Consider the following 12,468-nt stretch of genomic DNA (forward strand, 5'->3'; position numbering starts at 1 on the left):
GCTGTTGGACAAATCGACGACCTTCGCCGCGATGAAATTCATCTTCGGGGAACCGATGAAGCCGGCGACGAAACGGTTGGCCGGATCGTCGTAAAGGTCAAGCGCGCCGCCGAAATCCTTTGCATAGACGAGCTGATGCAGCGCCGGCCGAAGCAATTGTCCGGCGGCCAGCGCCAGCGCGTCGCCATCGGCCGCGCCATCGTGCGCGAGCCGCAGGTCTTCCTGTTCGACGAGCCGCTTTCGAATCTCGACGCCGAGCTGCGGGTGCAGATGCGTGTCGAGATCTCGCGCCTGCACAAGGAGCTCGGCGTCACCATGATCTATGTGACGCACGACCAGACCGAGGCGATGACGCTCGCCGACCGCATCGTCGTGCTCAAGGCCGGCAATGTCGAGCAGATCGGCGCCCCGCTCGACCTTTACGACGATCCGGCCAACCGTTTCGTCGCCGGCTTCATCGGTTCCCCGAAGATGAATTTCATCGCGGCGAAGGTCGTCGATTTGTCCAACAGCGCCGCGACCGTCGAGCTCGTCAATCATGGCGGCGCCAGGCTGCGCAAGCCGCTCTGCGGCCCCTTGCCGGCGCCCGGCGCGGAAGTCGTGCTCGGCGTAAGGCCGGAGCATTTCTTCGAGGCCGGCGAGGGCGACTGCGACATTCCGGTGAAGGCCGACGTCGCCGAGCATCTGGGCTCGGTCAGCTATGTCTACGCCGATGCCGGGCCGGAGGAGCTGATCATCGAGCGCGAGGCCAGGCGCCAGCGCGCCGGCAGCGACCACTTCACCGTCTCGATCAGGGCCGAGCGCTCGCTGCTCTTCGACAAGACAGGCGCCAGGATTCGCTGACTTTCCTTTCTGCCCGATCGCGAAGGCGTGGCGGCGACCGCATGGAGAATTCGACATGACATCCGGAAAAATTCGCTGGGGCATCCTCGGACCCGGCAGCATCGCCAAATCCTTTGCCGGCGGCCTAGCGCAGTCGCGCACCGGCGAACTGGTCGCGCTCGGCGCTCGCAATCCCGGCAAGCTGGGCCTTGCCGAGACGTTTCCGGGCGCGCGCATCCTCGACGGCTATGACGCGCTGCTTGCCGACGACGGCGTCGATGCGGTCTATATTTCGATCCCGCATCCAGGCCATGCCGAATGGGCGATCAAGGCGGCAGAAGCCGGCAAGCATGTGCTGTGCGAAAAGCCGCTGGCGCTCACCGCCTTCGAGGCCGACGCCATGATGCATGCGGCGCGAAAAGCGGGCACCTTCCTGGGCGAAGCTTTCATGTACCGGCTGCATCCGCAGACGCTGCAGCTGGTCGAGCTGATCAAATCGGGCGCCATCGGCGAGGTCCGCATGATCAAGTCGAGCTTCGGCTTCGCTATGCCGGGCTTCATGCCGGAGCACCGGCTCTACGCCAACGAGCTGGCCGGCGGCGGCATCCTCGACGTCGGCGGCTACCCGGTCTCGATGGCGCGGCTGATTGCCGGCGCCGCGGCGGAAAAGCCTTTCCTCGAGCCGGACAAGGTCGTAGGTGCGGGCCATCTCGGCCAGTCCGGCGTCGATGAATGGGCCTCGGCGCTGCTCCATTTCCCCGGCGGCATCGTCGCCGAGGTCTCGTGCAGCATCTCGCTCAACCAGGACAATGTCCTGCGCATTTTCGGCACCAACGGCCAAATCGAGGTGCCCGACTTCTGGTTCGCCGGTGGCAACCGCGATGTCGGACCGGGCCGGATCGAGGTGATCCGGTCCGGCGGCACGCGCGAGGTGATCAGCGTCAACGAGACCCGCCACCTCTATTCCTTCGAGGTTGACGCCGCCGGCGAGGCGATCCTGGCCGGCCGCCAGGAATTCGCCTGGCCGGGCATGGGCTGGGCCGACAGCCTGGGCACGCTGCGCGTTCTCGACAAATGGCGCGCCGCCGTCGGACTGGAGTACGAGATCGAAAAGCCGGCTAGGCGCGTCAACACCATCTCCGGCCGGCCGCTCGGCGCCAACGGCACCGCCATCGGCAAACGCGCGATTCCGGGCCTGCCGAAGCCCGTCTCGCGCCTGGCGCTCGGCTTCGAGGATTTCCGCACCTTCTCCTCGGGCTCGATCCTGCTCGACGCTTATTTCGAAGCCGGCGGCAACCTGTTCGACACCGGCTTCGTCTATGGCGCCGGCTACACCGAGACGCTGCTTGGGCAATGGCTGAGCAATCGCGGCGTGCGCCAGCAGTCGGTCATCATCGCCAAGGGCGCGCACACGCCGCTCTGCTACCCCGACGTGATCGGCAAGCAGCTTGCCCAGTCGCTCGACCGGCTGCAGACCGACCATGTCGACATTTATTTCATGCATCGCGACAATCCGGACGTGCCGATCGGCGAGTTCGTCGATGCCATGGACCGCGAGGTCAAGGCCGGCCGCATCCGCGGCCTGTTCGGCGGCTCCAACTGGACGATGGAGCGTATGGACGCGGCGATCGCCTATGCCGAACGCACCGGCAAGCAGAAGCCCGGCGCGCTTTCCAACAATTTTTCGCTGGCCGAGATGCTGGAGCCGATATGGGCCGGCTGCATCACCTCTTCCACCGACGATTGGAAAGCTTGGCTGACGGCGCGGCAAATGCCCAACTTCGCCTGGTCGAGCCAGGGCCGCGGCTTCTTCACCGACCGCGCTGGCCGCGACCGCACCGACAATGAAGAGCTGGTGCGGGTCTGGTACTCAGAAAAGAACTTCGGCCGCCGCGACCGCGCCATCGAACTTGCAAGCAGGCTCGGCAAAAGCCCGATCCATGTCGCGCTCGCCTATGTCCTGGCGCAGCCCTTCCCGTCCGTTCCCCTGATCGGCCCGCGCACGCTGGATGAGCTGGAGGACAGCCTCAAGGCGCTGGATATTGCGCTGTCGCCGGACGATCTGGAGTGGCTGGACAACGGGCCGGAGAGACGGAGGGCGTAGCGCCAGAGGGGGTCGGTCCGACTGGGCTCGGCCTGCTGCGGCAGAAGGAGTTGGCGCTCCGCGAGGCGACCTCCTCTGGCCTGCCGGCCATCTCCCCCGCTTGGGGGGAGATCACCAGTTTCGCTGCCCTCAGCGATCAACCCGCGTCGACAAAATAATCGACGACGACGTCCGCTCCACTCCCTCCATTGCCCCGATCTGGTCGAGCAGCGCGTCGAGATCCCGGATCGACGGCGCGTCGACGATGACGATCATGTCGAAATTGCCGCTCACCGAATGCACCGTCCGGACCGGCGGCATTGCCTCCAGGCTACGCACCACCTTGTCGGCGAGTTTCGGCGTGACGGTGAGCAGCACATGCGCCTTGACCAGACCCTGCTCATAGTCGGGCGACAGCCTGACGCCGTAGCCTGCGATGATGCCGCGCTGCTCCAGCCGCTCGATCCGGCTCTGCACCGTGGTGCGCGACACGCCGAGCTTTCTCGCCAGCTCGGCGGTGGAGGCGCGCGCGTTGGCGCGCAGCAGCGTCAGCAGGGCCTGTTCAGCTTCACTGATCATTTCGACGAAACCCTTCGGCAAATTGCACTATGTTCAGCTTCACTTTGCCAGATTCCGAGCTTCCTTTCGACAGGCAAGCTGCGATGATTCCTGCCAACTCGAACTGGCAGGGGTATCGTCATGAAAAACATTGTTGTCGTCGGTGCCGGCAAGATCGGCTCGACCATCGCTGAAATGCTTACCACCACGGGCGACTACCGCGTCACGGTGGTCGACCGTTCGGCGGCCCAGCTCGCCGCAGCCGAATTGCCGGCCGGCGTCGAGAGCAAGGAGCTCGACATCGCCGTGCCCGGCGCGCTTGAGGCAGCGCTTGCCGGCAAATTCGCCGTGCTGAGCGCCGCGCCCTTCCACCTCACCACCCGCATCGCCGAGGCTGCGGCGAAGGCGGGCGTGCATTATCTCGACCTCACCGAGGACGTCGCCAGCACCCGCCGGGTCAAGGAGCTGGCGCGCGAGGGCAAGAGCGCCTTCATCCCGCAATGCGGCCTGGCGCCGGGCTTCATCTCGATCGTCGCCAACGATCTGGCCAGCCGCTTCGACACGCTCGAAAGCGTGCGCATGCGCGTCGGCGCGCTGCCGCAATATCCGTCGAATGCGTTGAACTACAATCTCACCTGGAGCACCGACGGCGTCATCAACGAATATTGCGAGCCTTGCGAGGCGATCGTCGAGGGCGAGCTGGTCGAGGTGCCGCCGCTGGAGGAGCGCGAGGAATTCTCGCTCGACGGCGTCACCTATGAGGCTTTCAATACCTCCGGCGGTCTCGGCACTCTGGCCGAGACGCTGAAGGGCAAGGTGCGGACCCTGAACTACCGCACCATCCGCTATCCCGGCCATGCCGCGATCATGAAGGCGCTGCTCAACGACCTCGGGCTGCGCCACCGCCGCGACGTGCTGAAGGACATTTTCGAGAGCGCCCTGCCGGCGACGCTGCAGGATGTCGTCATCGTCTTCGTCACCGTCTCGGGCCGCCGCAACGGCCGCCTGCTGCAGGAGACCTACGCCAACAAGATCTATTCGCACCGCGTCGGTTCCGTCGTGCGCAGCGCCATCCAGATCACCACCGCCTCCGGCATCTGCGCCGTGCTCGACATGCTGGCCGACGGCACGCTGCCGGCGAAAGGTTTCGTCCGGCAGGAAGACATCGCGCTCGACGCATTTCTGGCCAACCGCTTCGGCCGCGCCTACGCCCAGCACGAGACGGCGAGCCGCCTGGCGGGCTGAGCTGTGTGATCTCCCCCGTTGAGGGGGAGATGTCGCCGAAGGCGACAGAGGGGGTCTTCTCAGCCAGTGCAGCGCATGTAGAAGCCAAAGAGGGAAGTCGGCGCTTCACGCGCGGCGACCCCCTCTGGCCTGTCGGCCATCTTCCCCCTCAAGGGGAGAGATCACGCTCCCTCTAAACATGCAGCGCGTGCCCGAGCGCCTTCAGCGCCGCTTCCTGGAAGCCCTCGCCCTGGGTCGGATGCGCATGAATGGTGCCTGCTATATCCTCCAGCCGCGCGCCCATTTCGAGCGCCAGGCCAAAGGCCGCGGCCAGTTCCGAAACGCCCTGCCCGACCGCCTGGATGCCCAGCACCAGGTGATTGTCCGCGCGGGCGACGATGCGCACGAACCCGTCCTCGCCTTGCCTGGTCATGGCGCGGCCGTTGGCGGCGAACGGAAATTGTCCGATCTTGATCTCGCCGGCGAGCGCCTTCGCCTCGTCCGGCGACAGGCCGGCGGTGACCAGCTCGGGATCGGTGAAGCAGATCGCCGGGATCGCGCGCTTGTCCCAGCCTCGCTTGTGGCCTGCGACGATCTCAGCCACCATCTCGCCCTGCGCCATCGCCCGGTGCGCCAGCATCGGCTCTCCGGTGACATCGCCGATAGCGTAGATGCCCCGCATCGAGGTGCGGCACTGGTCGTCGATGCGGATGAATTTTCCGACCATGTCGAGGTCGATCTGCTCCAGTCGCCAGCCCTCGGTGAGCGGCTTGCGCCCCACCGTCACCAGGACCCTGTCGGCGGCGATCTTGGCGTTCTTGCCATCTGCCGTCTCGACCAGCAGCGCATCGCCCTTGGTCGACAGCCCCTTGGCCTTGGCACCCAGCATCACCTCGATGCCGAGCTCGCCGAGCCGCTTCAGCACCGGCCGCGTCAGCTCGGCATCGTATTGCGCAAGCACGCGCGGCAGGGCTTCGACCACGGCGACCTTGGCGCCCATCTTGGCGAAGGCCATGCCGAGCTCGAGCCCGATATAGCCGCCGCCGACGACGGCGAGCTTGTCCGGCACCTCGCTCAGCGCCAGCGCTTCGGTCGACGAGATGACCGGGCCGCCGAAGGGCAGGAACGGCAGTTCGGCCGGCACCGAGCCGCTGGCGATCACCACCGCCTCGGCGCGGATCACCTGGCTTCCCGTCTCGGTCTCGACCTCGACGGTCTTGCCGTCGCGGAACGTCGCCCAGCCCTGCACGGTCTTCACCTTGGCTTTCTTCAGCAGCCCAGCGACGCCGCTGTTCAGCCGGCTAACGATACCGTCCTTCCATGCGACCGTCTTGGTCAGGTCGAGCGTCGGCGGGGCGACCGCGATGCCGAGCGGCCCCTTGCCGTCGGCCATGTGCGCGATCTTCTCGAACTCTTCCGCCGCGTGAATGAGCGCCTTGGACGGGATGCAGCCGACATTGAGGCAGGTGCCGCCCGGCTTGCCGAACTCGACGATCACCGTGTCGACGCCGAGTTGCCCGGCGCGGATGGCGCAGACATAGCCGCCCGGACCGGCGCCGATGACGAGCAGCTTGCAGGAGATCTCTTTCATGGGCTTCTCGTTGCTGAGCACGGGGATTTTGGCAGAGGGTTAGGGCCTGGCGAACGCAGACCGTGGCGATTGGCCGATATCCTTGGAATCTCGTCATCTTGGGGCGGAGCAAGGAGCGTAGCGACGCGCGTAGACCCCAGGATGACTGCCGTGACGTGAGGGCGTTGCAACGGTCCAGAATTCTGGTCCGCCGCGCCCTTCGGGCGAGGTCGCGGCATGGATCCTCGGGTCAAGCCCGAGGATGACGAGGGGGCAACGTCGTCCGTATCCATACGACTAATCCACGAAGATCAGCGCCGGCGTCTCAAGCAACGTCTTGATCCGCTGCACGAAAACCGCGGCATCCCAGCCGTCGATGACGCGATGGTCGAAACTGGACGACAGGTTCATCATCTTGCGCGGGATGAACTGCTTGCCGTCCCATACCGGCCGCACCATGATCTTGTTGACGCCGACGATCGCCACTTCCGGATAATTGATGACCGGCGTGGTCGCCACGCCGCCCATCGCCCCGAGCGAGGTGATGGTGATGGTCGAGCCGGAAAGCTCATCGCGCGTCGCCGTGCCGGACTTGGCCGCGTCGGCAAGCCGGTTGATCTCGGCGGCGCTTTCCCAGAGATCGCGGGCCTCGGCATGCTTGACCACCGGCACGACGAGCCCGGTCGGAGTCTGGGCGGCGATCCCGACATGGATGCCCGCGTGCTGGTGGATAACGCCGGCCTCGTCGTCGAACAGCGCGTTGAGGTTCGGCTGGTCGGCGATCGCCTTGACCATTGCCCGCATCAGGAACGGCAGCAGCGTCAGCTTCGGCCGGTCTTGCCGCTTCTCTTTGTTGAGCGCGGCGCGCAGTTCTTCCAGCGCCGTGACGTCGACCTCCTCGACATAGGTGATATGGGGAATGTGCGACTTTGCCAGCGCCATCTTCTCGGCGATCTTGCGCCGCAGCCCGACGACCTTGATGTCCTCGACGCCCTCCTTGCGGGCAAGGCCGGTCGCGCGCGCAAGCTGCGGGCCGCGCGCCAGGAAGGCCTCGAAGTCCTCATGGCTGATGCGCCCGGCCGGACCGCTGCCCGCAACCTGGCGCAGATCGATGCCGGCTTCCTTGGCGCGCAGTCGGACGGCAGGGGAAGCCAGCGGCTTTTCGCCTTCCGCGCGCGGCGCGCCGATGACGGACGCTAGGCGCCCAGCCTTCGGTGCCGCTACGGAAGGCTGAGCCGGGACCTGTGCCGGTTTCGGCGCCGCTTTCGGGGCGTCCGACACCGGTTGGGACTTTGCCTCCACGGGGTCGGCGGGCGCTTCTGCCTTCGGCGCGGCCTTGGCACCGCTGCCTGCTTTCACGTTGCCTTCGCCGGCGATTTTGAGCCGCACGATCGGCGAGCCGATCGCCACCGTGTCGCCGATCTCGGCGCCGAGCCAGAGGATCTCGCCATCGACGGGCGAGGGAATCTCGACCGTCGCCTTGTCGGTCATGACGGCCGCCAGCACCGCATCCTCGCGCACCAGGTCGCCGATCTTGACATGCCATTCGACAAGCTCGGCCTCGGCGACGCCTTCGCCGACATCGGGAAGCTTGATGACATATTCGCCCATCGTCCGCCTCCTCCTCAGGCTTCCATGGTCTCGACGAGCGCGCGCCCGACCCGCGCGGGACCGGGGAAATACTCCCACTCCTGCGCATGCGGATAGGGCGTGTCCCAGCCGGCGACCCGCGCCACCGGCGCCTCCAGATGGTAGAAGCAATTCTCCTGCACCAGCGCCGCGAGCTCGGCGCCGAAGCCGGAGGTCAGCGTCGCCTCATGCACGACGACGCAGCGCCCGGTCTTCTTCACCGAGGCGACGATCGCATCGAGATCGAGCGGCAGGAGCGTCCTGAGGTCGATGATTTCGGCATCGATGCCGGTTTCCGCGGCCGCGGCCTGCGCGACATAGACCATGGTGCCGTAGGCGAGCACGGTGACCGCCGAGCCTTGCCGGCGGATCGCCGCCTTGCCGAGCGGTATGGTGTAGTGGCCATCCGCCACCTCGCCGAGCTCGTGCTTCGACCATGGCGTCACCGGGTTGTCGTGATGGCCGTCGAAGGGGCCGTTGTAGAGCCGCTTCGGTTCCAGGAAGATCACCGGGTCCGGATCCTCGATCGCGGCGATCAATAGCCCCTTGGCGTCATGCGGGTTGGACGGCACCACCGTCTTGAGGCCCGAGACATGCGTGAACAGCGCTTCCGGGCTCTGGCTGTGCGTCTGGCCGCCGAAGATGCCACCGCCGGTCGGCATCCTGACGACGATCGGGCAGGTGAAATCGTTGTTGGAGCGGTAGCGCAGCCGCGCTGCCTCCGAAACGATCTGGTCGTAGGCCGGATAGACATAGTCGGCGAACTGCACCTCGACGCAGGGCCTCAGCCCATAGGCGGCCATGCCGATGGCCGAGCCGACAATGCCGGATTCGCTGATCGGCGCATCGAAGCAGCGGTTCTTGCCGTATTTGGCCTGCAGGCCTTGCGTGCAGCGGAACACGCCGCCGAAGAAGCCGACATCCTCGCCATAGACGATGACGCGCTCGTCGCGCGCCATCGACACGTCCATGGCGTCGCGGATCGCCTCGATCATGGTGCGTCTGGGCATCGATCAGACCCCCGCCTGCTGGCGCTGGCGCCTCAAATGCGGCGGCGTTTCGGCATAGACGCCCTCGAACATGTCGCGCGTCGACGGCTTGCCGCCGGCATGCAGCGTGCCGTGGCTTTCGGCTTCCTTTTGCGCCGCGATCACGGTTTCGAGGATCTCGGCTTCCGCCTGGATGTGGCGCTGTTCCGTCCAGACTTTCTTGTGGATGAGATGGTTCTTCAGTCGGATGATCGGGTCGCCGAGCGGCCAGGCGTCCGATTCCGCCTTCGGCCGGTAGGCCGACGGATCGTCCGAGCTCGAATGCGCGCCGACGCGATAGGTGACATATTCGACCAGAGTCGGCCCGAGATTGCGACGCGCCCGCTCGATCGCCCATTTGGCTACCGCATGGACGGCGAGATAGTCGTTGCCGTCGACGCGCAGCGACGGGATGCCGAAGCCGAGACCGCGCGCGGCGAAAGTACCGGAGCCGCCGCGGGCAATGCCCTGGAAGGTGGAGATGGCCCACTGGTTGTTGACGACATTCAGCACGACCGGCGCCTTGTAGGTCGAGGCGAAGACCAGCGCCGCATGGAAATCGGATTCCGCGGTCGAGCCGTCGCCGATCCAGGCCGCGGCGATGCGGGAATCGTTGGAGATCGCCGAGGCCATCGCCCAGCCGACCGCCTGAATGTACTGCGTCGCCAGATTGCCGGAGATCGAGAAGAAGCCGTGCTCCTTCGAGGAGTACATGATCGGCAGCTGCCGGCCCTTCAGCGGATCGGCCTCGTTGGAATAGATCTGGTTCATCATCGCAACCATCGGATAGCCGTCGGCGATGAGCAGGCCGGCCTGCCGATAGGTCGGGAAATTCATGTCGCCTGGCTTGAGTGCCTTGCGGAAGGCGCAGCTCACCGCCTCTTCACCCAGATGTTGCATGTAGAACGAGGTCTTGCCTTGCCGCTGCGCCATCTGCATGCGCGCATCGAAGGTCCTGAGCGTCATCATATGGCGCAGGCCTTCGAGCAGTTCCTCGTCGGTGAGCAGCCCGGCCCATGGCCCGACGGCTTCGCCGGCGCGGTTGAGCACGCGGATGATGGAGAAGGCCATGTCGCGGATAGTGCGCGGATCGACATCGACCTCCGGCCGCGGCACCGATCCGGCCTTGGGAATGGTCACATTCGAGAAGTCGGGCGTGCCGCCGGGCCGAACCTCGGGCTCGGGGACATGAAAGCGCAACATTCCAGCATCGGCCATGACCTTCGTCCTCCAATGTTGCCGGTGCGATACTTGCACATCCGCGCCGCCATTTCATCGGCCGAGATGGCGGCCGTCCTCCCGGTCATCAGCCTCGTCGAGCCGATGCGGCACATGGCCGACAAGATGCAGATATGGCGCCGAAATTTCTTGTCGATGTTTGCAAGCGTCGCGCAATTTGGCGGACATTTGCGGAGCGTTTGCCGCCACAAACGACAATCAAGGCATGCGCGCCGGCCGACGCAGCAAATCTCCACCCTCGTAGGGAGTTGCTCGGCAGGGCAGAGGGGCCTGACAGACTCTGCTTCAGGGTCGTCATTCCAGGGCGGAGCAAGGAGCGGAGCGACGCGCGCAGACCGTGGAATCCATGCCGCACGTTGACGCGTTGCGGCGGTTGGAGAATATTCTGCACCCCGGCGCTCCCCGGCAAAAGTCACGGCATGGATCCTCGGGTCAAGCCCGAGGGTGACGAAGAGAGGCCGGCCGCTTCTCCGTTCACTCCGTCTCCGCCTCATGCTAACTCATCCCGCATGGCACAGAAGAAGGGATACGAGGTCGATTCGTGGCTGGCGCGGCCGGACCCGGCCATGTCCATCGTCCTGCTTTACGGCCCCGATCGCGGCCTGGTCGCCGAGCGGGCCAAGACCTTCGCGTTGAAGACCGGGCTGCCGCTCGACGACCCTTTCTCAGTGGTCAAGCTGGATGGCGCGGAAGTCGACCGCGACGAAGGCCGGCTGCTCGACGAGGCGCGCACCGTGCCGATGTTTTCCGACCGGCGGCTGCTTTGGGTCCGCAACGCCAGCGGCCAGAAGGCGCTGGCCGACGACATCAAGGCGCTGACGGCGGAGCCGGCGCCGGATGCTCTCATCCTCATCGAGGCGGGCGACCTGAAGAAGGGCACTGGCCTGCGGGCCATCGTCGAGGCAGCCGGCAACGCCATCGCCTTGCCCTGCTATGCCGACGAGGCCCGCGATCTCGACACGGTGATCGACGACGAGCTGCGCAAGGCCGGCATGTCGATGACGCTCGACGCCCGCCAGGCGCTGCGCCGCAATCTCGGCGGCGACCGTCTGGCCTCGCGCGGCGAGATCGACAAGCTGGTGCTCTACGCCCATGGCAAGAAGGAGATCGACCTCGACGACGTCAACGCCTTGTCCGGCGATGTCTCCGGCGCCTCCTTCGACGGCGCGGTCGACGCGATGCTCGACGGCAAGGTCGGAGATTTCGACATTGCCTTCACCCGGCATTGTGCGTCCGGCGGCCATCCTTTCCTGGTGCTGTCCTCGGCGATGCGGCAATTGCAGGCGATTCAGGTCATGCGCGGCCAGATGGAATCGGGCGGCCGCAATGCCGCCTCGGTCGTGGCGGGAGCGCGTCCACCGGTCTTCTTCTCGCGCCGCAAGCTGGTGGAGAAGACGCTCGAGCGCTGGAACAGCGAAGCCCTCGGCCGCGCGCTGAACCGGCTGCAGACGGCTGTGCTGCAGACGCGCAAGCGGCCCGATCTGTCGGAGGCGCTGGCCCGTCAGGCGCTGCTCGGCATCGCGGTGGAAAGCGCGAGATTGGCGCAGAGGTAGGCGATCAGCCAACCTCCCCTTGTGAGGCGATTGGCCGGCGCCTTCGGCTTTCGCCTATCGCGGGCGCCGCAAAAAAGAAGAGGCCGGCGCAGCGGCCGGCCCTGGTGTGCCTATCACCAATATATCAGCCTGGATCTAATCTTAAGCCAGAACTTTATTAGTCGGCTAATTCCACCTAATCAGCAACTTATCGCTCATCCTTCAGCCGCCGGCACAACTCGTCGAGCTGATCCAGCGAGCGGTAGTCGACCCGCAGCGTGCCGCCCTTGGCTTTATGCTCGATCGAGACGATCATGCCGATCGTGTCTGTCATCAACTTTTCCAAGGCCAGCGTGTCGGGATCCTTTTCCGGCGGGCTCGGCGCAGACCTTACTTTGGCCGGTGTCGGTCCGGCGGGCATTTGCGCCAACGCCTCGGCCTGGCGCACCGAAAGCCCTTCCTCGACGATCCGCTTGGCGAGCCCCGCCGGATCGCCGGCCGTGACCAGCGTGCGGGCATGGCCGGCCGACAACGCGCCGTCGACCAGCATGTCGCGGATGACGTCAGGCAGCTTAAGGAGCCTCAGCGTGTTGGCGACATGGCTGCGGCTCTTGCCGATCACCTGGCCGAGATCGGCCTGCGTGTAGCCATGCTCGTCGATCAGCTGCTGATAGCCTTGCGCTTCTTCGACCGGGTTGAGATCGGCGCGCTGCACGTTCTCGATGATCGCCAGCTCCAGCGCGGTACGGTCGTTGACATCGCGCACGATGAGCGGGATCTCGG

10 protein-coding genes are annotated in these 12,468 nt (G+C 65.8%); 4 read left to right on the top strand and 6 right to left on the bottom strand.

All coding sequences use genetic code 11. From position 1 onward, the window contains the following. Together EOA32_RS23855 and EOA32_RS23860 are read left to right on the top strand one after the other, a co-directional pair. Positions 1–843: ATP-binding cassette domain-containing protein (locus EOA32_RS23855; protein WP_128373047.1), on the top strand; the 843-nt coding region annotated here is incomplete at its 5' end. A gap of 55 nt (positions 844–898) precedes the next feature. Then, positions 899–2,926, top strand: coding sequence for an aldo/keto reductase (locus EOA32_RS23860; RefSeq protein WP_128373048.1), 2,028 nt, complete (start codon positions 899–901; stop codon positions 2,924–2,926). 129 nt (positions 2,927–3,055) lie between these two features. On the opposite strand, the gene EOA32_RS23865 is transcribed toward EOA32_RS23860, so the two are convergent. Further along, the gene (locus EOA32_RS23865; protein ID WP_066991894.1) at positions 3,056–3,484 is read right to left on the bottom strand and encodes an Lrp/AsnC family transcriptional regulator; all 429 of its coding nucleotides are present in this window, start codon (positions 3,482–3,484) and stop codon (positions 3,056–3,058) included. A gap of 120 nt (positions 3,485–3,604) precedes the next feature. Between EOA32_RS23865 and EOA32_RS23870 the strand changes: the two genes are divergently transcribed. After that, positions 3,605–4,708, top strand: coding sequence for a saccharopine dehydrogenase family protein (locus EOA32_RS23870; RefSeq protein WP_128373049.1), 1,104 nt, complete (start codon positions 3,605–3,607; stop codon positions 4,706–4,708). 172 nt (positions 4,709–4,880) lie between these two features. Here EOA32_RS23870 and lpdA read toward each other — a convergent pair whose 3' ends face one another. From lpdA to EOA32_RS23890, 4 genes are all read right to left on the bottom strand, one after another. Beyond that, positions 4,881–6,278, bottom strand: coding sequence for a dihydrolipoyl dehydrogenase (gene lpdA / locus EOA32_RS23875; protein WP_128373050.1), 1,398 nt, complete (start codon positions 6,276–6,278; stop codon positions 4,881–4,883). Positions 6,279–6,554: 276 nt separating this feature from the next. Then, positions 6,555–7,868 carry a dihydrolipoamide acetyltransferase family protein gene (locus EOA32_RS23880; RefSeq protein ID WP_128373051.1) on the bottom strand — a complete coding sequence of 438 codons (1,314 nt, stop codon included), beginning with the start codon at positions 7,866–7,868 and terminating at the stop codon, positions 6,555–6,557. A 14-nt stretch (positions 7,869–7,882) separates the two neighbouring features. Beyond that, positions 7,883–8,896 (bottom strand): alpha-ketoacid dehydrogenase subunit beta, encoded by a 1,014-nt coding sequence (locus EOA32_RS23885; RefSeq protein WP_095776747.1) that lies wholly within the window; start codon positions 8,894–8,896, stop codon positions 7,883–7,885. A 3-nt stretch (positions 8,897–8,899) separates the two neighbouring features. Next, complete coding sequence (locus tag EOA32_RS23890; RefSeq protein ID WP_128373052.1) at positions 8,900–10,132, bottom strand: 3-methyl-2-oxobutanoate dehydrogenase (2-methylpropanoyl-transferring) subunit alpha; 1,233 nt, start codon at positions 10,130–10,132, stop codon at positions 8,900–8,902. Between the two features lie 530 nt (positions 10,133–10,662). Between EOA32_RS23890 and holA the strand changes: the two genes are divergently transcribed. Beyond that, complete coding sequence (gene holA / locus EOA32_RS23895; RefSeq protein ID WP_128373053.1) at positions 10,663–11,706, top strand: DNA polymerase III subunit delta; 1,044 nt, start codon at positions 10,663–10,665, stop codon at positions 11,704–11,706. A 187-nt stretch (positions 11,707–11,893) separates the two neighbouring features. Here holA and EOA32_RS23900 read toward each other — a convergent pair. Further along, the coding region (locus tag EOA32_RS23900) for a ParB/RepB/Spo0J family partition protein (RefSeq protein ID WP_128373054.1) at positions 11,894–12,468 on the bottom strand (575 nt) is incomplete at its 5' end.

Source organism: Mesorhizobium sp. M1A.F.Ca.ET.072.01.1.1, from assembly GCF_004023325.1.
GTDB lineage: Bacteria > Pseudomonadota > Alphaproteobacteria > Rhizobiales > Rhizobiaceae > Mesorhizobium.